Below are 21053 nucleotides of genomic sequence, written 5' to 3' on the forward strand. Positions count from 1 at the left end.
AATCCGATTGGCTCTCACCGCCGACGTCAAAGACGAACTCACGAAGGTCGAGGTCAGCAAGACCACCGTGCGCGCCGCCGAACTCGCGACGATCCTCCGGTTCTCCGGCGGTCTTCACCTGATCAGCGGTCGGATCGCAGTGGAGAGCGAACTCGACACCCCTGAGCTCGCCCGGCGGGTGCGCAAAGACCTGGCGGAGCTGTACGGCGTCCGCAGCGAGGTCTCCGTCATCTCGGCTTCAGGCCTTCGCCGCACCAGCCAGTATCTGGTGCGCGTGCTCGACGGCGGGGAGACCCTGGCACGTCAGACCGGCCTGCTGGATGCGCGACGCCGACCCATCCGCGGACTCCCCAACCGTCTCACCACCGGTTCCCGCGAGGAGCTCGCCGCCGTCTGGCGCGGAGCCTTCCTCGCGCACGGCTCGCTGACCGACCCCGGTCGCTCCGCGGCCCTCGAGGTCACCTGCCCCGGCAACGAGTCGGCCATGGCGCTCGTCGGCGCTGCCGGTCGGCTCGGGATCGCCGCCAAGGCCCGCGAGGTCCGGGGCGTGCACCGCGTGGTCATCCGCGACGGAGACGCGATCAGCGCGATGCTCGTGCACATGGGCGCTTCGCAGACCGTCGAGAACTGGGAGGCCCTCCGACAGCGCCGCGAGGTGCGTGCAACGGCCAACCGCCTCGTGAACTTCGACGATGCGAACCTGCGCCGTTCCGCACAGGCGGCCGTCGCTGCGTGCGCGCGTGTCGAGCGCGCCCTCGAGATCCTCGCCGACGACGTTCCCGAGCACCTCCGTTACGCAGGCGAGCTGCGGCTGAACTTCCGCGACTCCAGCCTCGACGAGCTCGGTCACCACGCGGATCCGCCGATGACGAAGGACGCGGTCGCGGGCCGCATCCGCCGCCTCCTTGCGATGGCTGACAAGAAGGCCGTCGATCTGGGCATCCCCGGAACAGACGCGAACCTCCCGGCCGACCTCGACGAGGTGTAACGTCCGGGAAGCAACCTGTGGTGGCAGCGGTTGCGCTCAGTAGACTGGAAAAGTCGCTCGAAGCCCGGTGTGAAACGCTCGCGCCGGGAACCATATGAGGAGATGAGTAATGGCTGACTACACGCTCGCAGACCTTCCGTACGACTACTCGGCACTTGAGCCGAACATCAGCGGTCGGATCATGGAGCTGCACCACGACAAGCATCACAAGGCGTACGTCGACGGCGCGAACACCGCCCTCGCCAAGCTCGCCGAGGCTCGCGACGCCGACGACCTGACGTATGTCAACAAGCTGCAGAAAGACCTCGCTTTCAACCTCGCAGGGCACGTCAATCACACCGTGTTCTGGACCAACCTGTCGCCCGACGGCGGCGACAAGCCGAACGGTGAGCTCGGCGCCGCGATCGATGAGTTCTTCGGCTCGTTCGACAAGTTCCGCGCGCACTTCACCGCGTCCGCGCTGGGCATCCAGGGTTCCGGATGGTCGATCCTCGCGTGGGACTCGCTCGGTCAGAAGCTGATCATCGAGCAGCTCTACGACCACCAGGGCAACCTCGCGGCGGCGACGGTCCCGCTGCTGCTCCTCGACATGTGGGAGCATGCGTTCTACCTCGACTACGTGAATGTGAAGGCTGATTACGTCAAGGCCTTCTGGAACATCACCAACTGGGCAGACGTCGACAAGCGCTTCACCACCGCGCGCGAAAAGACCTCGGGCCTGCTGCTACTGTCGTAGCGGGAAAGGTGTCCCGGAAGGGTTGCCTCCCGGGACACCGCCGTCCGGTTTCATCTGAAACGCATTCCAAGTAATGAGCGCCCGTCGGCGCCCCTGAAGTAACAGGAGACATCTGTGTCCGTAAAGATCGGAATCAACGGGTTCGGTCGCATTGGTCGTAACTTCTTCCGCGCCGCTCTGGCCAAGGGAAGCGACCTCGAGATCGTCGCGGTCAACGACCTCACCGACAACAAGGCGCTCGCGCACCTGCTGAAGTACGACTCGATCACGGGCCGTCTCGACGCCACGGTGGAGCTCGACGGCGACAAGATCGTCGTCAACGGCAAGCCGATCATCGTTCTCGAAGAGCGCGACCCGGCCAACCTTCCGTGGGCCGAGCTCGGCGTCGACATCGTCATCGAGTCCACCGGTCGGTTCACCAAGTCCGAAGATGCGCGCAAGCACATCGCCGGCGGTGCCAAGAAGGTCATCGTCTCGGCTCCCGCTTCCGGCGACGACGTCGCCACCATCGTCCTCGGCGTCAACGAGGAGACCTACGACAGTGCCGTGAACGACATCCTGTCGAACGCGTCCTGCACCACGAACTGCCTCGCACCGCTCGCGAAGGTGCTGCTCGACAACTTCGGCATCGAGCGCGGTCTGATGACCACGGTTCACGCGTACACCGCCGACCAGAACCTGCAGGACGGCCCCCACAGCGACCTCCGCCGCGCCCGCGCCGCCGCCGCCAACATCATCCCGACCTCGACCGGTGCCGCGAAGGCACTCGGCCTGGTCATCCCGGAGCTGGTCGGCAAGCTCGACGGCTACGCGCTCCGCGTCCCGGTCATCACCGGCTCGATCACCGACCTCACGGTCGAGCTGTCGAGGCCTGCGACGGTCGCCGAGATCAACGCCGCGTACAAAGCCGCCGCCGAGGGCCCGCTCAAGGGCATCCTCAAGTACACCGAAGACCCGATCGTCTCGACAGACATCGTCAGCGACCCGCACTCGTCGATCTTCGACTCGGGCCTGACCAAGGTCATCGGCTCGCAGGTCAAGGTCGCGTCGTGGTACGACAACGAGTGGGGTTACTCCAACCGGCTCGTCGACCTGACCGAGTACGTGGCCGACCGCCTCTAACACCGGGGAACCGACGTGACGCTCCGCACCCTTGATTCACTCGGTTCGCTCGCCGGCAAGCGTGTCATCGTCCGCTGTGATCTGAACGTTCCTCTTCAGGACGGTCAGATCACGGACGATGGCCGTGTGCGAGCGTCGATTCCCACCCTGAACGCCCTGATCAATCAGGGCGCTCAGGTGGTCGTCATCTCCCACCTGGGCCGCCCGGAGGGCGCGCCCGACGCCAAGTACAGCCTCGCTCCGGTCGCCCAGCGGCTCTCCGAGCTCCTCGGCAAGCCGGTCACGTTCGCTCGTGACACGGTCGGCTCGGGGGCTCAGGATGCTGTGGGCAGCCTCCAAGACGGTGACGTCGCGGTTCTGGAGAACCTGCGGTTCAACCCGGGGGAGACCAGCAAGGACGAGTCCGAGCGCGAAGCCTTCGCCTCCAAGCTCGCGGCCTTCGGCGATGCATTCGTGTCCGACGGATTCGGCGTCGTGCACCGCAAGCAGGCCAGCGTCTACGAGCTCGCGAAGACCCTTCCGAGCGCGGCAGGCCTCCTCATCGCCACGGAGCTCGACGTGCTCGAGCGGCTCACCGAGAATCCCGAGAAGCCCTATGTGGTGGTTCTCGGCGGTTCGAAGGTCTCCGACAAGCTCGGGGTGATCGGTCATCTGCTCCCGCGGGTGAGCTCCTTGCTCATCGGCGGCGGGATGCTCTTCACTTTCGTCGCGGCACTCGGCCACAAAGTGGGCTCGAGCCTGCTCGAGGCCGACCAGATCGAGACGGTCAAGGGTTATCTGGCCCAGGCCGAAGAGCTCGGGGTCGAGATCGTTCTTCCGCGCGACGTGGTCGTCGCCTCCAAGTTCGGAGCCGACGCCGAGCACGTCGTGCGTCCCATCGACGGCATCGAGGACACGGACTGGGGGTCGAGTGGTCTCGGCCTCGACATCGGTCCCGAATCGGCACAGGTGTTCTCCGAGTACATCCGCTCGGCACGAACGGTGTTCTGGAACGGTCCGATGGGTGTGTTCGAGCTCCCGCCGTTCGCCGCGGGAACCAAGGCCATTGCTCAGGCTCTCACCGAGGTCGACGGGCTGAGCGTCGTCGGCGGCGGCGACTCCGCCGCCGCTGTGCGTGCGCTCGGCTTCGCCGACGACCAGTTCGGTCACATTTCTACGGGTGGCGGTGCGAGCCTCGAGTTCCTCGAAGGCAAGCACCTGCCGGGACTGGAGGTCCTCGGATGGCAGCAGTGAGCTCGTCGGTGCGGCGTACCCCGCTGATCGCCGGCAACTGGAAGATGAACCTCGATCATCTGCAGGCGATCGCGTTCGTCCAGAAGCTGGCGTGGAGCCTGAAGGACGCGGGCCACGACTTCTCAGCCGTCGAGGTCTCGGTCTTCCCGCCGTACACCGACCTGCGCAGCGTGCAGACGCTCGTCTCGGCCGACAAGCTCCCGATCGCCTACGGCGCACAGGACGTCTCCGAGCACGCCTCCGGAGCATTCACCGGCGAGATCTCCGCTCTCTTCCTGGCTGCGCTGGAGTGCCGCTACGTGATCATCGGTCACTCGGAGCGGCGCATCCTGCACCACGAGACCGACGAGCAAGTATCTCTCAAGGTGGTCGCGGCGCTGGAAAACAACCTGACGCCGATCATCTGCGTGGGCGAGACCGCCGACGACCTCGAGACGCACGGCGCGAGCGCGGTACCCGTCGCGCAGCTTCGCGCTGCGCTGGCCGAGGTGCGATCCGCAGCGGACATCGTCGTCGCGTACGAGCCCGTCTGGGCCATCGGATCCGGTCAGGCCGCGACTCCGGAGCAGGCAGAACAGGTGGCAGCGGCGCTGCGGGCCGTTCTCGTCGAGCTGCTGGGGGAGGATGTCGCAGCCAAGACGCGCATCCTGTACGGCGGCTCGGTCAAGTCGGGCAACATCGCGAGCTTCATGCGCGAACCGAACGTCGACGGAGCCCTCGTCGGCGGCGCCAGCATCGATGTGACCGAGTTCGCCAGCATCGTTCGCTACCAGAAGCACGTCGGACTGTAAGACCGCGTTCATCGATCCTGCATCACCGCGGGCGGCTCCCGGGAGCCGCCTGCGGTTATACTGGCTGTTGGTCTTCCCAGGCGCCGAGCCTGGTTGTGTTCCGAAAGGTTTCTCGTGCAAATTCTCCAGGTCGTCCTGCAGGTCCTGCTGGGCATCACCAGCCTGCTGCTGACACTGCTCATCCTCCTGCACAAGGGGCGCGGCGGCGGTCTCTCCGATATGTTCGGCGGCGGCGTCACCTCCAACCTCGGTGCCTCGGGAGTCGCTGAGCGCAACCTGAACCGCATCACGGTGATCCTCGGACTTGTCTGGATCGTCTGCATCGTCGTGCTGGGCCTCATCACCAAGTTCGATTCCGGCGCGTAAGCGCGCGCACCGCGGCCAACGCAGCGTACACACACAGCGAGGAGCAAAATGGCATCCGGAGGAAGTGCAATTCGAGGTTCGCGCGTGGGCGCGGGCCCGATGGGGGAGCAGGACCGCGGTTTCCACGCGGAGCGGATCTCCGTCTCGTACTGGGACGCTCTCGGCAATGAGACCGTCCGTCACTTCGCGGCGAATCTCCCCGATGAGGAGATCCCCGAGGTCATCGACTCACCGTCGTCAGGACTGCCTGCCGGCCGTGACAAGGAGAACCCGCCGTCGGTGGCGAAGCTCGAGCCCTACAAGACCCATCTGGCGTACGTGAAGGAGCGTCGCACCGAAGAGGAAGCCGAGCAGCTCCTCGAAGATGCGCTCAATCAGCTCCGCGCACGCCGCGGCAAGCTGAGCGCCACCAGCTGACAGACTGAACAAAGGAGCGGCCCGGACGAGAGTCCGGGCCGCTCCTTTGTTCGCACGTGGTGCGCGAGGATCAGTAACTCGGTGCGATGAGGTTCTCGGGAACCTCGGCAGCAGCATCCTGGTCGACGAAGAAGACCGTGCGTTTACGCCCCTTGGCGCCCGCGACGGGTACCTCGGTGTAGCTCGCACCCGCCAGGGCCAAGCCGAGGGCGGAGGCCTTGTCGGCGCCAGCGAGCACAAGCCAGATGCGATCCGACGAGTTCAGCACCGGGCGCGTGAGGCTGATGCGCTCGGGCGGTGGCTTCGGCGCTTGACGCACGGCCACCGTGGTCGCCTCGGTCTCGCGGATACCCGAGCGGTCGGGGAACAGCGAAGCGATGTGACCGTCGGGTCCGACACCCAGGAAGGTGATGTCGAACCGCGGTTGGCGGGCACCCTCGGAAGCGAACGCTGCGAGCTCGGCGGCGTACACCGACGCGGCTTCGTCGATGTCGGCGATCTCGTCGGAGGCGGGCATCGGATGCACGTTCTCGGGCGGAACGGCGATGTGGTCGAGCAGTGCCTCCCGGGCTTGGCGCTCGTTGCGATCCTCGCTGTTCTTCGGCACGAATCGCTCGTCACCCCACCAGAAGTGCACCTTGGTCCAGTCGACGCTGTCGCGCGCCGGAGACTCGTTCACGGCCGCGAGAACGGCGATTCCGACGGTCCCGCCGGTCAGCACCACGTTCGCCTCACCGAGATCGTCGAGGATGTCGACGGTCTTGGTCAGAAAGCGAGCGGCGACCGAGCCGGTGAGCGCCTGTTGATCGGGGTGGACGAGCACCCGCCGTTCGTTCGTCATGCCTTCGTGCCCACTCCCTTGTCGGCGGCCTCGAGCTGGTCGAGACCTTTCGTGATCACCTCACCGTACAGATCGTCGGGGTCCAGCCTACGCAATTCCTCGGCAAGGCAGTCACGCAGGCTCCGACGGGGGAGCGAGAGGTCGTGCGTCGGCTGGTTCGGCTGCGACAGACGTGCGACGTTCGGGATCTCGCGCTCCAGCTCGATCACACCGGATGCGCGGCCCATCCGCACGCCGTGGATGCCGCTCGAACCGTTCGCGCGCGACGTGAGGTCGTGCTGCACCGGAACCTGCAGCTGCAGCGAGAGCCACGCTGCGAGCAGCACCGTAGAGGGGGAGTCGGCAGCGCCGGCGACCTCGACGGACTCGATCTGCTCGAACGGGGGCTGATCGAGCACCGCGGCGAGCTGGGCGCGCCAGAGGGTCAGGCGAGTCCAGGAGAAGTCCGTGTCGCCGGGCGCATACGTCTTCGACAGATGACGCAGTGCCTCGTGCGGATCCGGCTGCGCGGACGCATCCGTGATGCGCCGCGTGGCGATGCGGCCGAGCGGAGACTGGGAGACGACCTCGGGAGCGAGACCCGGCCACCAGACGACGACAGGAGCGTCGGGGAGCAGCAGGCCAGTGACCAGGCCCTCCTCGTCACTCGCCGCTTCGCCGTAGGCGCGCAGGACGATGACCTCGCTCGCGCCGGCGTCGCCGCCGACGCGGATCTGTGCGTCGACCCGGGAGTCGACCGCGTTCGGGGCATCTTCCTCGGTGGAGACGACGATCACGCGCATCGGATGCTCGCGCGAGGCGTCGTTGGCGGCCTCGATGGCCTCCTCCTCCTGGCCGAGGTGAGTGGCGATGACCAGCGTCAGGACACGCCCGAGAGCGACCGCGCCGCCCTCCTCGCGAATCTTGACGAGAGCTTTCGACACCTTGCTCGTCGTGGTGTCGGGCAGGTCGACAATCATGGACGCCTCCATTTGCGGCCGTCTCGGGCCATCAGTTCATCAGCCGACTTCGGCCCCCAGGTTCCGGGGCGGTACTGCTCGGGCTGACCTTGCGTCGCCCAGAAGTCCTCGATCGGATCGAGGATCTTCCACGACAGTTCGACTTCTTCGTGGCGGGGGAACAGCGGCGGTTCTCCGAGCAGCACATCCAGGATGAGTCGCTCGTATGCCTCCGGGCTCGCCTCGGTGAAGGCGTGCCCATAGCCGAAGTCCATGCTCACGTCGCGCACCTGCATCCCGGCGCCCGGCACCTTGGAGCCGAACCGAATGGTCACACCCTCGTCGGGCTGCACGCGGATGACGAGTGCGTTCTGTCCGAGCGCCGACGTCTGGCTCTCCGCGAACAACTGCTGCGGAGCGCGTTTGAAGACCACTGCGATCTCGGTCACGCGACGTCCGAGGCGCTTGCCTGCACGGAGGTAGAACGGCACGCCGGCCCATCGGCGGGTGCCGAGCTCGAGCTTGATCGCCGCGTAGGTCTCGGTCGTCGACTGCGGGTTCATCCCGTCCTCTTCGAGGAAGCCGACGACCTTCTCACCGCCCTGCCATCCGCTGGAGTACTGGCCGCGGGCCGTCGAGGTGCTGAGATCCTTCGGAAGGCGGACGGCAGCGAGTGCCTTCTCCTTCTCGGCGCGAAGGTCGGCGGCGTCGAAGGAGATGGGCTCCTCCATCGCCGTGAGGGCGAGCAGCTGAAGCAGGTGGTTCTGGATGACGTCGCGCGCAGCGCCGATGCCGTCGTAGTAGCCTGCACGGCCGCCGACGCCGATGTCCTCGGCCATCGTGATCTGCACGTGGTCGACGTAGTTCGAATTCCAGATCGGTTCGTACAGCTCGTTCGCGAAGCGCAGCGCCAGGATGTTCTGGACCGTCTCCTTGCCGAGGTAGTGGTCGATGCGGAAGACCGAGTCGGGCGGGAAGACCGACTCGACGACGGCGTTCAGCTCGCGCGCACTGGTGAGGTCGTGGCCGAAGGGCTTCTCGATCACGACACGTCGCCATCCGTCACCGTTCTGGTCGGCCAACCCGGACTGGCGCAGCTGTTCCGTGACGAGCGGGAAGGCCTTCGGCGGGATCGACAGGTAGAACGCATGGTTTCCCATGGTCCCGCGCTCCTTGTCGAGCTCGTCGACGGTCTCCTTGAGCCGCTTGAACGCGTCGGGGTCGTCGAACTCGCCGGGAACGAACCGGATGCCCTGGGCGAGCTGCTGCCACACCTCCTCCTGGAACGGGGTGCGCGCGTACTGCTTGACCGCGTCGTAGACGACCTTCTCGAAGTCCTGGTCCTCCCAGTCGCGGCGGGCGAAACCCACCAGCGAGAATCCGGGCGGAAGAAGACCGCGATTTGCGAGGTCGTACACAGCCGGCATCAGCTTCTTGCGGGACAGGTCACCTGTCACGCCGAAGATGATGAGACTGCTGGGACCGGCGATGCGATTGAGGCGGCGATCGGAGGGCAACCGCAGTGGGTTGAACTCCGGGGTGATTTCCACCGGTGACATTGAACTCCTTGGATGCGTGCGGGGCGCTGCTAGTTGACGGCCTCGAACAGCGGGACCAGGTTGGCTCCGGGGTCCGTGAGGTTCAGAGTCAGGACCGGGCGCCCGTGCTCGCCGAGCACGCTCGCGTCACCGGCCGCCTGGGCCTGGATGAGCTGACCGAAGGTGAACGGACGGCCGGGGATCTCGAGATCCTCCGCCGGGTTCTCGGTGATCTGCAGGAATACGCCGACGGCAGGTCCACCCTTGTGGAACTGTCCGGTCGAGTGCAGGAAACGGGGTCCCCAGCCGAACGTGACCGGACGCTTGGCCTTGGCGGCGAGCAGATCGCGGAGTCCCGCGAGCTGCGGAAGCGCGATGCGGTCGACGTAGGCCTGGACCGAGACGTAGCCGTCCGGTCCGAGCTGGGCGACGAGCGCATCCACCGCGGCCTCGAGGGAGGCGGCGTCGCCGAGGAAGTCGCCCGTGGAGCGCACCTCGATACCGTCGGCGACGAACGCAGGGGTGGTGGGCTCGGGGCGGTTGTCGAGCAGCGAACGCGCGGCCACCTTGGCGGCCTCCACGTCCGGCTGATCGAAGGGGTTGATGCCGAGAAGTCGTCCTGCGACGGCGACAGCGAACTCCCAGACCAGCAGTTGTGCGCCGAGGCTGCCGGAGACCAGGATCTCGCCCTCGTGGCGATTGCTCGGGAACAGGTGGTGCGCCTCGGCGTTGTCGACCAGTCGCGCGACCTGCAGGTCGGGCAGATTCTCCGAGAACTCGGGGGAGAGCGGGTCGAGAACGACGGGGAGCAGACCGGTGCCCTGCTTGCCGGTGGACTCGGCGATCAGCTGCTCGGCCCAATCGGCGAAGCCGACGATGTGCGTGCCGTCCGAGACGATTCCGACCTTGTCCTTGAGCGGCTCGGTGCCGGCGATGGCGGCGCCGAGGATCAGCCCGGGGTTGGTCGGGTCGTCGATCGCGAGTTCGAGCGAGATCGTCTCGGCCTCGTCGAGGAGTTCGGCGATGTCGACTCCCGCGAGACCGGAGGGGACGAGTCCGAAGGCGGTGAGCGCCGAATAGCGGCCGCCCACGTTCGGGTCCGCGTTGAAGACGCGGTACCCGGTCTCGCGAGCGGATGCGTCGAGCGGCGATCCGGGGTCGGTGACGATGACGATGCGCTCGCGCGGGTCGACGCCGATCTCCTGGAACGACTTCTCGTAGATGCGGCGCTGGCTGTCGGTCTCCAGGGTCGAGCCGGACTTGCTGGAGATCACGAGGGCCGTGGTCTGCAGGCGATCGCGCAGAGCGGCGAGAACCTGGCCGGGCTCGGTCGAGTCGAGCACTGTGAGCTCGACGCCGGCCGTGCGTGTGATGACCTCAGGGGCCAGCGACGAGCCGCCCATCCCGCCGAGCACGATGTGGTCGACGCCCTTGGCGCGCAATTCGTCGCGCAAGGCGACGATCTCGGGGACCAGTGGCCGCGAGATGGCGACCGCCTCGGTCCAGCCGAGGCGCTTGCTGGCCTCGTCCTCGGCATCCGGGCCCCACAGTGCAGGGTCCTGCGCGGTGATGCCCGAGGCGACGAGGTCGGAGACGAGCTGCGGGACGTGGCGATTGACGGCCTCCTCGGCCGCTCCTGTCACGTGGATCTTGAAACTCACTTCGCTGCCTCCAGCGCCTTGGTGACGGTGTCGAGCAGCTCGTTCCAGGAGACGATGAACTTCTCGACGCCCTCCTTCTCGAGCAGTGCGGTGACCTCGTCGTAGGAGATGCCGAGAGCGTCGAGCGCGTTCAGGACCTCGTTCGCCTCGGCGTAGTTTCCGGTGACACTGTCACCGGTGATGACGCCGTGGTCGTAGGTCGCGTCGAGCGTCTTCTCCGGCATGGTGTTGACCGTGTTGGGGGCGACCAGCTCGGTCACGTAGAGCGTGTCGGGAAGGCTCGGGTCCTTGACACCGGTCGAGGCCCAGAGCGGACGCTGCTCGTTCGCGCCGGCGGCCACGAGGCCCTTGGCGCGTTCGGTGGCGAAGAGCTCCTCGTAGACCTGATAGGCGAGGCGGGCGTTGGCGACTCCGGCCTTGCTCTTCAGCGCGAGGGCCTCATCGGTGCCGATGGCGGTCAGTCGCTTGTCGATCTCGGTGTCGACGCGCGACACGAAGAACGAGGCGACCGACTGGATGCCCGACAGGTCGATGCCCGCAGCCTTGGCCTTCTCGAGACCCGCGAGGTAAGCGTTGATGACGCCGCGGTAGCGCTCGAGGCTGAAGATGAGCGTCACGTTGACGCTGATACCGGCCGCGGTCACCTCGGTGATGGCTTCGAGCCCCTCGACCGTCGCGGGGATCTTGATGAGCACGTTGGGCTTGTTCACCTTGGCGGCGAGCTTCTTGGCCTCCGCGATGGTTCCGGCGGCGTCATGGGCGAGGCCCGGCTCGACCTCGATGGACACGCGGCCGTCGAGGCCGTTCGTCTGCTCGAAGACGTCGTGGAAGATGTCGCTGGCGTTGGCCACGTCGTCCGTCGTGATCTCGAAGACCGCGTCGGTGACGTTCGTTCCCGCGGCGGCGAGCTGCTTGACCTGCTCGTCATAGGCCTCGCCCTTGGAGAGCGCGGTGGCGAAGATCGTGGGGTTGGTGGTGACACCGACCACGTTCTTCTCGGCGATGAGCTTCTGCAGACCGCCGGTGGTGATGCGTTCGCGCGACAGGTCGTCGAGCCAGATGCTGACGCCGGCGGCGGAAAGCTGTGCGGTGGGGGTGGAGTCGGTCATTTTATTCTTTTCTCCTTGCTGAAAGTCTGTGTTCGCGGTGGCTCGCTGCGCTCAGAGCGATGCGAGCGATTCCTTGACGGCGGCGACGGCGTGCTCGGTGGTCATGCCGAACTCGCGGAACAGCGTCTTGTAGTCCGCCGATGCACCGAAGTGCTCGATCGACACGCTGCGGCCGTGGTCGCCCACGTACTTGCGCCAGGTGAGGTCGAGACCGGCCTCGATGGAGACGCGGGCCCTGACGGATGCGGGGAGCACCGACTCCTTGTACTCGTCGCTCTGCTCCTCGAACCACTCGAGGCTCGGTGCCGAGATGACGCGGGCGTTGATGCCTTCGCCCCTCAGGACCTCGCGGGCGTCGACGGCGATCTGCACCTCGGATCCGGTCGCGATCAGCAGGACATCGGGGGTGCCGTTCGGCGCCTCCGCCAGCACGTACGCGCCCTTCGCGACGTTCTTCGCCGAGGCGAACGTGTCGCCGGTGGCGTCACCGTCGCCTCGCTCGAAGACCGGGATGTTCTGACGCGTGAGCGCGATGCCGGCGGGGCCTTCGCGGCGCTCGAGAATCGTCTTCCAGGCGTAGGCGACCTCGTTGGCGTCGCCGGGGCGAACGACCTCGAGGTTCGGCACGGCGCGCAGGGTCGACAGCTGCTCGATCGGCTGGTGCGTCGGGCCGTCTTCGCCGAGCGCGACGGAGTCGTGTGTCCAGACGAAGATCGACGGCACCTTCATCAGTGCGGCCAGGCGAACGGCGGGGCGCATGTAGTCGCTGAAGATGAGGAACGTACCGCCGAACGGACGGGTCGGGCCGTGCAGCACGATGCCGTTGAGGATGGCGGCCATCGCGTGCTCGCGGATGCCGAAGTGCAGCACGCGTCCGTACGGGTTGCCCGTCCACTCGTGGGTCGAGTGCTCGACGGGCACGAATGATGCGGCGCCCTCGATCGTCGTGTTGTTCGACTCAGCGAGGTCGGCCGAACCGCCCCACAGCTCGGGGATGACCGGGCCGAGCGCGTTCAGCACCTTGCCGCTGGCGGCGCGGGTGGAGACGTCCTTACCGGCCTCGAAGACAGGAAGCGCCGCTTCGACACCCTCGGGGAGCTTGCCCGTGAGCAGTCGATCGAGGAGTTGCTTGCGCTCGGGGTTGGCGGCGGCCCACTGGTCGAAGCCCTTCTGCCACTCGGCGTGCTGCTCGGCACCGCGCTCGACGGCCTTGCGGGTGTGCTCGATGACAGCCGGGTCGACGTCGAACGTCTTCTCGGGGTCGAAGCCGAGCACCTCCTTGACGGCGCGGAGTTCGTCGGCGCCGAGGGCAGATCCGTGGATCTTGCCGGTGTTCTGCTTCTTGGGCGACGGCCAGCCGATGATGGTCTTGAGGATGATCAGCGACGGCTTGTCGGTGACCTCCTGCGCGGCGAGGATGGCGTCGTGCAACTGCTGCACGTCCTCCTGATAGACGCCGGTCTTCTTCCAGTCGACGACCTGCACGTGCCAGTGGTACGCCTCGTAGCGCTGCTTGACGTCTTCGGTGAAGGCGATGTTGGTGTCGTCTTCGATCGAGATCTGGTTGCTGTCGTAGAACGCGATCAAGTTGCCGAGCTGCTGGTGACCGGCGAGCGACGACGCCTCCGAGCTGACGCCCTCCTGAAGGTCGCCGTCGCCGGCGATCACGTAGACGAAGTGGTCGAACGGGCTGGTGCCGGGTTCAGCATCCGGGTCGAACAGCCCGCGCTCGAAGCGGCTCGCATAGGCGAAACCGACCGACGACGAGATGCCCTGGCCGAGCGGGCCGGTGGTGATCTCCACGCCGTCGGTGTGGCCGTACTCGGGGTGGCCGGGAGTCAGGGAGCCCCACGTGCGCAGCGCCTCGAGGTCATCGAGCTCGAGCCCGTAGCCGCCGAAGTAGAGCTGGATGTACTGGGTCAGCGAGCTGTGGCCCGCCGAGAGGATGAAGCGGTCGCGTCCGAGCCAGTGCTGATCACGGGGATCGCGGCGCATCACCTTCTGGAACAGCAGGTAGGCGAGCGGGGCGAGGCTCATGGCGGTGCCGGGATGCCCGTTGCCCACCTTCTCGACCGCGTCCGCCGCGAGAACGCGAGCGGTGTCTACTGCCTTGTTGTCAATGGGATCCCATTGCAGAGCTGCCACGTGAAAACTGACCCTTCGTAGAGATGGTGAGGGCCGTTTGTGTCCCGCACCGGTTGAGGTAGTGCGCGCCGTGGACGTCATCGGCACCGCGGCCGCGTCCGTGCACGTCCTACAAACGGACGGCGATTAGGGGCGGCTTTGGCTGGCGAGCATCTCCAAGTATAGGTAACACGCGCGAAACGTGGGGTGTTCCCCTGTACCGCTTGCGGATAACCGCGGAGGCGGGTACTCGGGGGCGGTATCGTAGACTCGTCGGGGGATCGTCGAGTCGTTAGAGGAGCAATGGACGTCGCTGTAGAAAGCCGTGTCGAATCGAGCCGCATCGGCTTTCGTCGCAAGCTGAAGGCGTACTTCTCGCTGACCAAACCCCGTGTCGTCGAACTGCTCCTCGTCACGACCGTTCCGACGATGATCCTGGCCGCCGACGGCATCCCGAATCTCTGGCTCGTTCTCGCCACGGTGGTCGGCGGCTACATGAGTGCCGGGTCGGCAGGGGCGTTCAACTGCTACATCGATCGCGACATCGATCGGGTCATGAAGCGCACGAGCAAGCGTCCGCTGGTCACCGGGGAGCTCAGCGACCGCGAGGCACTGGTCTTCGCCTGGGCACTCGGCATCGCTTCCATCCTCGTGCTCGGCTTCTTCGCCAATTGGGTCGCAGCGGGGCTCTCGCTCGTGGCCATCCTGCTCTATGTGGTCTTCTACACGCTGATCCTCAAGCGACGCACCCCGCAGAACATCGTCTGGGGCGGCGTCGCCGGATGCATGCCTGTGCTGATCGGCTGGGCAGCCGTGACAGGCTCGCTCGACTGGGCCCCGTTCATCCTCTTCGGCGTCATCTTCCTCTGGACTCCGCCGCACTACTGGCCGCTCTCGATGAAGTACCGCGACGACTACAAGGAGGCCGGCGTGCCGATGCTCGCCGTGGTCCGCGGTCGTGCGGCCGTCGGGCTGCAGGTGATCCTCTACGCGTGGGCGATGGTCGCCTGCTCGCTGCTGCTCATCCCGGTCGCGCACATGGGCCTCTTCTACACGGCGATCTCGCTCGTCGCAGGGGGTTGGTTCCTCTTCGAGTCCCACCGCCTGTACAACCTCGCGATCCGTCACGAGAATGTCTCCCCGATGCGCGTGTTCCATGGCTCGATCGCGTACCTGACCCTGATCTTCGTGGCCGTCGCGATCGATCCGCTGCTACCGTTCTGACGATGACGACCCTCCGCACCGTCCGGCTCGTTCTGGACGCGCCGCGCGAGTCGGACATCGATGCGGTGTTCCATGCCTGTCAGGATCCGGAGATCCTGCGCTGGGTTCCCCTGCCCGATCCGTATACCCGTGAGAGCGCCGAGTTCTTTGTGCGCAGTTACGTGAGCCACGGCGCGGCGAGCGGCAGCTACACGGTCTGGGCGATCCGGATCGACGACGAACCGCTCATCGGCGTCGTCGAGGTGCGCAGAGACGAAAGCGCCGGGTCAGCGTCGGTGGGATGCTGGCTGGCCGCGGTGGGCCGTGGTCACGGCTACATGCGCGAGGCCCTGGACCGGGTCGTCGAGCACGCCGTCGATCCCGCCGGGCTCGGCTTCACGCGCCTGTGCTGGGAGACGCTGGAGGGCAACGCGACGAGCAGGCGGCTGGCCGAGTCCGTCGGGTTCGTGTTCGAGCCGGCCTCCGTTCACGTCGTCGACTTCCGCGGCGAAACCCGGTCGGCCATCGTCGGCGTGCTGAAGTCAGCGGACCGCGCCGGCCGCCTGTGACGCGGCTGCCGCATCCGGAGCCACGGCGACCGGGGCCTTGAGCGAGAGGACCACCGCGGTCATCGCTGCCGCGAGAACGGCGGCGAGCACCAGGTGGATGCCGACGAGCACGCTGGGCAGACCGGTGTTCGCCTGGATGAGCCCGACGGCGATCTGCAGCACCTCGACCGCGAGCAGGTACATCGTGTAGCGGTGGACAGGTGTCGTACGGATGCGGAACGACCCCACCACCAGGACCAGCGTGAGCGCGAAGGTCACGTATGCGGGGATCGCGTGCACGTGCTGGAGGATCTCGGGGTCGAGTCCGTTGCGCGGGGCGTTCGCGTCGCCGGCGTGCGGTCCGGAGCCCGTGGTGGCGATGCCGACCAGGATGGTGATGGCGACCACGAAGCTGGTGATGTGCGTGACGATGGCGAACCACTTCGGAACGGCGCGCATCCGGGGGCCGGGAACCGCGTAGACGCGGACCACGAAGGCCGTGCAGAGCGACACCAGCACGATCGAGACGACGAAGTGCAGGCCCACGACGTACGGGTTGAGGTTCGTGAGCACGCTGAGGCCGCCGATCACGGCCTGCATCGGGATGCCCAGACCGGCCAGGAGGGTCAGCCAGAAGAAGTCGGGACGCTCTTTGCGCAGGCGCAGGATGGCGACGAACGCGACGATGGCGATGATGCCGATGAGCACGCCGAGCACTCGATTGCCGAATTCGATGAACCCGTGGATGCCCATCTCGGGCGTGTTGACGAACGAATCGGCCGTGCACTTGGGCCAGGTGGGACAGCCGAGTCCGCTGCTGGTCAGCCGAACGAGGCCGCCGGTGCCGACGAGGACGACCTGCGCGACCAGATAGACCCACGCGATGACCTTCAGTCTGGTGTCGACGCGGTCGGGCAGCCACTCGGCAATGCGCTTCATTCTGGGATGCTCTTCCTCGCTTGTGGATCGGATACTCGGCCAACGTGCAGGCGCGCCTCTACTATTACCGCTCATCACCTGTAGAATTGGTGGGTTCGAGAAACGCGCGCCTGCGCGTGCCAGCAAAGCCTTCTCGCCTTGCAGCCGGGGCAGCGTCGCCCGTGTCCTCGAACAGTTTAGGTACGCACACCAGCCACCCGCACAATCGTGAACCGTATCCGCCGACGCCTGTCGAACGGAGCGGGGAATGAGCCGGAATGATAGCCGGTTATACGTGGGAGGAAACGAGGTTGAATATGTCAGACATCCTGATCGACCGCCCCGAACTCAACAGCCTGGGGCAGTATGAGTTCGGTTGGGCGGATTCCGACGCTGCCGGCGCTTCGGCCCGCCGCGGAATCTCCCCCCAGGTGGTGACAGACATCTCCAACCTGAAGAGCGAACCCGCCTGGATGCACGAGCGCCGGCTCAAGGCTCTGCAGCTGTTCGAACGCAAGCCGATGCCGACCTGGGGAGCCGACCTCTCGGAGATCGACTTCGACAACATCAAGTACTTCGTCCGGTCCACGGAGAAGCAGGCCCAGAGCTGGGAAGACCTGCCCGAGGACATCAAGAACACCTACGAGAAGCTCGGCATCCCCGAGGCCGAGCGCCAGCGACTCGTCGCCGGCGTCGCCGCTCAGTACGAGTCCGAGGTCGTGTACCACCAGATCAACGAAGAGCTCGAGGCTCAGGGCGTGATCTTCATGGACACCGACACGGCGCTGCGCGAGCACCCCGAATTCTTCGAGGAGTATTTCGGCACGGTCATCCCGAGCGGCGACAACAAGTTCGCCGCGCTCAACACGGCCGTCTGGTCGGGCGGATCGTTCGTCTACGTGCCGCCCGGCGTGCACGTCGACATCCCGCTGCAGGCCTACTTCCGCATCAACACCGAGAACATGGGCCAGTTCGAGCGCACGCTGATCATCGCCGACGAGGGCAGCTACGTGCACTACATCGAGGGCTGCACGGCTCCGATCTACAAGTCCGACTCCCTGCACTCGGCCGTCGTCGAGATCATCGTGAAGAAGAACGCGCGCGTTCGCTACACGACGATCCAGAACTGGTCGAACAACGTCTACAACCTCGTGACCAAGCGGGCCACCGCCGCCGAGGGCGCGACGATGGAGTGGATCGACGGCAACATCGGCTCCAAGGTGACGATGAAGTACCCGTCGATCTATCTGATGGGGGAGCGCGCCAAGGGCGAGACCCTCTCCGTGGCCTTTGCAGGCCCGGGCCAGCACCAGGACGCCGGCGCCAAGATGATCCACATGGCGCCGTACACGCAGTCGTCGATCGTGTCGAAGTCGATCGCCCGCGGCGGCGGCCGAGCCGGCTACCGCGGTGAAGTGCGAGTGGATGCGAATGCGCACCACGCTGCGAACACCGTGCGCTGCGACGCACTCCTCGTCGACTCGATCTCACGTTCCGACACCTACCCGGCCATCGACATCCGTGTCGACGACGTGCAACTCGGCCACGAGGCGACCGTGTCGCGCGTGAGCGAGGAGCAGCTCTTCTACCTCATGTCCCGCGGACTTCCCGAAGACGAGGCCATGGCCATGATCGTGCGCGGCTTCATCGAGCCGATCGCCCGCGAGCTCCCCATGGAGTACGCACTCGAACTCAACAAGCTCATCGAGATGGGCATGGAAGGATCCGTCGGCTAAATGACCTCCGCCAGCACTCCGACGAAGACCATCAGCCCCGAACCCGACGCCGCGCCGAAGCACATGCGCAGCGCGGTGCCCGTTCAGACGCGCTCCGACCGGTTCCACTCGACAGAGGTGGCCGACTTCCCCGCCGTCACCGGCCGTGAGCCCGGTTGGAAGTACACCCCGGTCGCACGCCTCGCCGAGTTGATCTCGGGGGAGCTCGACGGCTCGCCCTACGCGTACGACCTGACCACCGCATCCGGTGTGACCGCGGAGTGGGTCGGTCGCGACGACACCCGCATCGGCTCGGCCGGAAAGCCGGAAGAGCGTGCCTCCGCCAACGCCTGGACGTCCTTCGAGCAGGCTCTCGTCGTCTCGGTCACGGGCGAAGAAGCCAAAGAGGTGACGCTCACGCGGACCTCGCTCGGCGACGGCCCGCGCGCTGCGCACACCGTGGTCGAGACCGCGCCGTTCAGCCGGGCGACGCTCATTCTGCAGAACTCGGGCCAGGCGCGCTTGACCGAGAACGTCGAGCTGGTGCTCGGCGAGGGCTCGCAGCTCACGATCGTCTCCGTGCAGGAATGGGACGACGACGCTCTGCACGTCGCCACCCACTTCGCCGAGATCGGCCGCGATGCCCGCCTCAAGCACATCGTCGTGACCCTCGGCGGCGGAGTGGTACGCCTCAATCCGGCCGCGCACCTGGCCGGCACGGGCGGCGAGGCCGAGCTGTTCGGCGCGTACTTCGCGGATGCGGGCCAGCATCTCGAACAGCAGGTCTACGTGTTCCACGACGCGGCCAGCACCCGCAGCCGAGTGACATACAAGGGTGCACTGCAAGGTGCGGGGGCACGCACCGTCTGGATCGGCGACGTCCTGATCGGCCCGAAGGCCGTCGGCACCGACACGTACGAGCAGAACCGCAACCTCGTGCTCACCGACGGTGCACGCGCCGACTCCGTGCCCAACCTCGAGATCGAGACCGGGGACATCGTCGGCGCCGGTCACGCGAGCGCCACCGGGCGGTTCGACGACGAGCAGCTCTTCTACCTCCAGTCCCGCGGGATCACCGAGGACGAGGCCCGGCGACTGGTCGTGCGCGGCTTCCTCTCCGAGATCGTCCAGCAGATCGGCTCGCCCGAACTGCAGGAGCGGCTGCAGGCCGCCATCGAGGCGGAGCTCGAAGCCGTCGCGGTGACGAGCTGATGGCGGCGACGAAAGTCGCGTCGATGGACGAACTCGTGACCGACCAGGCGATTCGCGTCGTCGTCGACGGCACCCCCATCGCCGTCGTCAAGGACTCGTCCGGAGCCGTCCACGCGATCGGCGACACCTGCACGCATGGCGAGATCTCGCTGTCCGAGGGGTTCGTCGAGGGCGAGACGCTCGAGTGCTGGGCGCACGGTTCCCAGTTCTCCCTGGTCACCGGCAAGCCACTCAACCTTCCGGCGTACGAGCCGGTTCCCGTCTTCCAGGTCGATGTGATCGACGGAGACGTCTACATCGACCCGAACGCAACGAAAGAGATTTAGATCCATGTCAGTTCTTGAGATCCGCGACCTGCACGTCACCGTCGAGACGGAACAGGGCGTCAAGCCCATCCTCAACGGCGTCGACCTGACCATCCGCGAGGGCGAGATCCACGCGATCATGGGGCCGAACGGCTCGGGCAAATCGACCCTGGCGTACACGATCGCCGGGCACCCGAAGTACAAGGTCACCCAGGGCAGCATCACGCTCGACGGTGCGGACGTGCTCGCGATGACCGTCGATGAGCGCGCCCGCGCCGGGCTGTTCCTCGCCATGCAGTACCCGGTCGAGATCCCCGGCGTCACCAACACCAATTTCCTCCGCACCGCGAAGACCGCGATCGACGGCGAGGCGCCCTCGATCCGCAGCTGGGTGAAGGATGTGCGCGAGTCGATGGACAAGCTCCGCATGGACAAGTCCTTCGCCGAGCGCAACGTCAACGAGGGCTTCTCCGGTGGAGAGAAGAAGCGCAACGAGATCCTGCAGCTGGAGCTTCTCAAGCCGAAGTTCGCCGTGCTCGACGAGACCGACTCCGGCCTCGACGTCGATGCTCTCAAGGTCGTCTCGGAGGGCGTGAACCGGGCTGAGGCGAACACCGGTCTCGGCATCCTGCTGATCACGCACTACACGCGCATCCTGCGCTACATCAAGCCCGACTTCGTGCATGTGTTCGTCGCCGGACGCGTGGCCGAGCAGGGTGGACCGGAGCTCGCCGAGCGGCTGGAAGAAGAAGGCTACGACCGCTTCGTGGATGCTCCGGAGCCGGCCAAGGCCGACGCCGCCGAGCTCACCGAGGCGTAGGCTGAGACCATGCCAGCGACACTAGCGCCGGCGCTCTTCGACCAGGTCGAAGAGGCGCTCAAGAACGTGATGGATCCCGAGCTCGGGATCAACGTCGTCGACCTCGGACTGATCTACGATCTGGCCTGGGACGAGGAGAACAATGCGCTCATCATCTCGATGACGCTCACCTCGGCCGGCTGCCCCCTCACCGACGTGCTCGAGGAGCAGACCGCCGAATCACTCGACGGCATCGTGGAGGCGTTCCGCATCAACTGGGTGTGGATGCCGCCGTGGGGCCCCGAACGGATCACCGACGACGGCCGCGACATGATGCGCGCCCTCGGCTTCGCGATCTGACAAGCAACCCGACGAGGGGTCGCAACACGCCGCCTGGCCTCCAGGCCGCACGCGTGTTGCGGCCCCTCGTCGCTGGTGCTGAGGTCGGCGCCGAACAAATATACTGAGACCTTCCCCCACACGAACGAA

General features: G+C 66.4%; 21 protein-coding genes. 14 read left to right on the forward strand and 7 right to left on the reverse strand.

What is annotated here, in order from left to right:
- Positions 1 to 7: 7 nt before the first annotated feature.
- The 7 genes from whiA to ACFVV0_RS13260 all read left to right on the forward strand — a co-directional run bounded on the left by whiA (position 8) and on the right by ACFVV0_RS13260 (position 5653).
- Positions 8 to 988, forward strand: coding sequence for a DNA-binding protein WhiA (gene whiA, locus ACFVV0_RS13230; protein ID WP_387063720.1), 981 nt, complete (start codon positions 8 to 10; stop codon positions 986 to 988).
- 109 nt (positions 989 to 1097) lie between these two features.
- Complete coding sequence (locus ACFVV0_RS13235; protein WP_387063723.1) at positions 1098 to 1724, forward strand: superoxide dismutase; 627 nt, start codon at positions 1098 to 1100, stop codon at positions 1722 to 1724.
- Positions 1725 to 1838: 114 nt separating this feature from the next.
- Positions 1839 to 2846: a type I glyceraldehyde-3-phosphate dehydrogenase gene (gene gap / locus ACFVV0_RS13240; protein ID WP_387063725.1), complete on the forward strand. Its 1008-nt coding sequence runs from the start codon at positions 1839 to 1841 to the stop codon at positions 2844 to 2846.
- 15 nt (positions 2847 to 2861) lie between these two features.
- Positions 2862 to 4079 carry a phosphoglycerate kinase gene (locus ACFVV0_RS13245; RefSeq protein ID WP_387063728.1) on the forward strand — a complete coding sequence of 406 codons (1218 nt, stop codon included), beginning with the start codon at positions 2862 to 2864 and terminating at the stop codon, positions 4077 to 4079.
- Positions 4067 to 4870, forward strand: coding sequence for a triose-phosphate isomerase (gene tpiA, locus ACFVV0_RS13250; RefSeq protein ID WP_387063730.1), 804 nt, complete (start codon positions 4067 to 4069; stop codon positions 4868 to 4870). The genes ACFVV0_RS13245 and tpiA overlap by 13 nt, the downstream gene beginning before the upstream one ends.
- 114 nt (positions 4871 to 4984) lie before the next feature.
- Positions 4985 to 5236: a preprotein translocase subunit SecG gene (secG, locus tag ACFVV0_RS13255; protein WP_387063733.1), complete on the forward strand. Its 252-nt coding sequence runs from the start codon at positions 4985 to 4987 to the stop codon at positions 5234 to 5236.
- Between the two features lie 48 nt (positions 5237 to 5284).
- Complete coding sequence (locus tag ACFVV0_RS13260) at positions 5285 to 5653, forward strand: RNA polymerase-binding protein RbpA (protein ID WP_387063735.1); 369 nt, start codon at positions 5285 to 5287, stop codon at positions 5651 to 5653.
- 70 nt (positions 5654 to 5723) lie between these two features.
- Here ACFVV0_RS13260 and pgl read toward each other — a convergent pair whose 3' ends face one another.
- From pgl to tkt, 6 genes are read right to left on the reverse strand one after another with little or no spacing between them, the layout of a single operon-like run.
- Positions 5724 to 6494, reverse strand: a complete 771-nt coding sequence (gene pgl / locus ACFVV0_RS13265) for a 6-phosphogluconolactonase (RefSeq protein ID WP_387063738.1) — start codon at positions 6492 to 6494, stop codon at positions 5724 to 5726.
- The gene (locus ACFVV0_RS13270) at positions 6491 to 7453 is read right to left on the reverse strand and encodes a glucose-6-phosphate dehydrogenase assembly protein OpcA (protein WP_387063741.1); all 963 of its coding nucleotides are present in this window, start codon (positions 7451 to 7453) and stop codon (positions 6491 to 6493) included. The genes pgl and ACFVV0_RS13270 overlap by 4 nt, the downstream gene beginning before the upstream one ends.
- A complete protein-coding gene (zwf, locus tag ACFVV0_RS13275) occupies positions 7450 to 8991 on the reverse strand; it encodes a glucose-6-phosphate dehydrogenase (protein ID WP_387063743.1) in 1542 nt (513 codons plus the stop codon). The genes ACFVV0_RS13270 and zwf overlap by 4 nt, the downstream gene beginning before the upstream one ends.
- Positions 8992 to 9020: 29 nt before the next feature.
- A complete protein-coding gene (locus ACFVV0_RS13280) occupies positions 9021 to 10631 on the reverse strand; it encodes a glucose-6-phosphate isomerase (RefSeq protein ID WP_387063746.1) in 1611 nt (536 codons plus the stop codon).
- Positions 10628 to 11740, reverse strand: coding sequence for a transaldolase (tal, locus tag ACFVV0_RS13285; RefSeq protein WP_387063748.1), 1113 nt, complete (start codon positions 11738 to 11740; stop codon positions 10628 to 10630). The genes ACFVV0_RS13280 and tal overlap by 4 nt, the downstream gene beginning before the upstream one ends.
- A gap of 51 nt (positions 11741 to 11791) precedes the next feature.
- Positions 11792 to 13885, reverse strand: a complete 2094-nt coding sequence (gene tkt / locus ACFVV0_RS13290) for a transketolase (protein WP_387063750.1) — start codon at positions 13883 to 13885, stop codon at positions 11792 to 11794.
- Positions 13886 to 14167: 282 nt separating this feature from the next.
- On the opposite strand from tkt, the gene ACFVV0_RS13295 reads away from it, so the two are divergent.
- Positions 14168 to 15088 (forward strand): heme o synthase, encoded by a 921-nt coding sequence (locus ACFVV0_RS13295; protein ID WP_387063753.1) that lies wholly within the window; start codon positions 14168 to 14170, stop codon positions 15086 to 15088.
- Positions 15089 to 15090: 2 nt separating this feature from the next.
- Positions 15091 to 15636, forward strand: a complete 546-nt coding sequence (locus ACFVV0_RS13300; RefSeq protein WP_387063756.1) for a GNAT family N-acetyltransferase — start codon at positions 15091 to 15093, stop codon at positions 15634 to 15636.
- Here ACFVV0_RS13300 and ACFVV0_RS13305 read toward each other — a convergent pair.
- Positions 15610 to 16554, reverse strand: a complete 945-nt coding sequence (locus tag ACFVV0_RS13305; protein WP_387063759.1) for a heme A synthase — start codon at positions 16552 to 16554, stop codon at positions 15610 to 15612. The two genes, ACFVV0_RS13300 and ACFVV0_RS13305, sit on opposite strands and share 27 nt — an antisense overlap.
- Before the next feature lie 296 nt (positions 16555 to 16850).
- On the opposite strand from ACFVV0_RS13305, the gene sufB reads away from it, so the two are divergent.
- The 5 genes from sufB to ACFVV0_RS13330 are packed head-to-tail and all read left to right on the forward strand — an operon-like array spanning position 16851 to position 20924.
- Positions 16851 to 18269 (forward strand): Fe-S cluster assembly protein SufB, encoded by a 1419-nt coding sequence (sufB, locus tag ACFVV0_RS13310; RefSeq protein WP_387063762.1) that lies wholly within the window; start codon positions 16851 to 16853, stop codon positions 18267 to 18269.
- Positions 18270 to 19460: a Fe-S cluster assembly protein SufD gene (sufD, locus tag ACFVV0_RS13315; protein ID WP_387063764.1), complete on the forward strand. Its 1191-nt coding sequence runs from the start codon at positions 18270 to 18272 to the stop codon at positions 19458 to 19460.
- A complete protein-coding gene (locus ACFVV0_RS13320; protein WP_387063767.1) occupies positions 19460 to 19786 on the forward strand; it encodes a non-heme iron oxygenase ferredoxin subunit in 327 nt (108 codons plus the stop codon). Before sufD ends, ACFVV0_RS13320 begins: the two co-directional genes overlap by 1 nt.
- A 4-nt stretch (positions 19787 to 19790) precedes the next feature.
- Positions 19791 to 20585 carry a Fe-S cluster assembly ATPase SufC gene (gene sufC / locus ACFVV0_RS13325; RefSeq protein ID WP_387063769.1) on the forward strand — a complete coding sequence of 265 codons (795 nt, stop codon included), beginning with the start codon at positions 19791 to 19793 and terminating at the stop codon, positions 20583 to 20585.
- Between the two features lie 9 nt (positions 20586 to 20594).
- On the forward strand, positions 20595 to 20924 hold the full coding sequence (locus ACFVV0_RS13330) for a metal-sulfur cluster assembly factor (RefSeq protein WP_387063772.1): 330 nt from the start codon (positions 20595 to 20597) through the stop codon (positions 20922 to 20924).
- The last annotated feature ends 129 nt before the right edge of the window (positions 20925 to 21053 follow it).

The sequence above is a fragment of the Leifsonia sp. NPDC058230 genome (genome assembly GCF_042882245.1).
Lineage (GTDB): Bacteria > Actinomycetota > Actinomycetes > Actinomycetales > Microbacteriaceae > Leifsonia.

Excerpts from the sequence above, each read along its gene's own strand:
- ACFVV0_RS13235 (WP_387063723.1), top strand. The coding sequence starts at position 1,098 with ATGGCTGACTACACGCTCGCAGACCTTCCGTACGACTACTCGGCACTT.
- tpiA (WP_387063730.1), top strand. The coding sequence starts at position 4,067 with ATGGCAGCAGTGAGCTCGTCGGTGCGGCGTACCCCGCTGATCGCCGGC.
- ACFVV0_RS13260 (WP_387063735.1), top strand. The coding sequence starts at position 5,285 with ATGGCATCCGGAGGAAGTGCAATTCGAGGTTCGCGCGTGGGCGCGGGC.
- pgl (WP_387063738.1), bottom strand. The coding sequence starts at position 6,494 with ATGACGAACGAACGGCGGGTGCTCGTCCACCCCGATCAACAGGCGCTC.
- ACFVV0_RS13270 (WP_387063741.1), bottom strand. The coding sequence starts at position 7,453 with ATGATTGTCGACCTGCCCGACACCACGACGAGCAAGGTGTCGAAAGCT.
- zwf (WP_387063743.1), bottom strand. The coding sequence starts at position 8,991 with ATGTCACCGGTGGAAATCACCCCGGAGTTCAACCCACTGCGGTTGCCC.
- tal (WP_387063748.1), bottom strand. The coding sequence starts at position 11,740 with ATGACCGACTCCACCCCCACCGCACAGCTTTCCGCCGCCGGCGTCAGC.
- ACFVV0_RS13295 (WP_387063753.1), top strand. The coding sequence starts at position 14,168 with ATGGACGTCGCTGTAGAAAGCCGTGTCGAATCGAGCCGCATCGGCTTT.
- ACFVV0_RS13300 (WP_387063756.1), top strand. The coding sequence starts at position 15,091 with ATGACGACCCTCCGCACCGTCCGGCTCGTTCTGGACGCGCCGCGCGAG.
- ACFVV0_RS13305 (WP_387063759.1), bottom strand. The coding sequence starts at position 16,554 with ATGAAGCGCATTGCCGAGTGGCTGCCCGACCGCGTCGACACCAGACTG.
- sufB (WP_387063762.1), top strand. The coding sequence starts at position 16,851 with ATGTCAGACATCCTGATCGACCGCCCCGAACTCAACAGCCTGGGGCAG.
- sufD (WP_387063764.1), top strand. The coding sequence starts at position 18,270 with ATGACCTCCGCCAGCACTCCGACGAAGACCATCAGCCCCGAACCCGAC.
- ACFVV0_RS13320 (WP_387063767.1), top strand. The coding sequence starts at position 19,460 with ATGGCGGCGACGAAAGTCGCGTCGATGGACGAACTCGTGACCGACCAG.
- sufC (WP_387063769.1), top strand. The coding sequence starts at position 19,791 with ATGTCAGTTCTTGAGATCCGCGACCTGCACGTCACCGTCGAGACGGAA.
- ACFVV0_RS13330 (WP_387063772.1), top strand. The coding sequence starts at position 20,595 with ATGCCAGCGACACTAGCGCCGGCGCTCTTCGACCAGGTCGAAGAGGCG.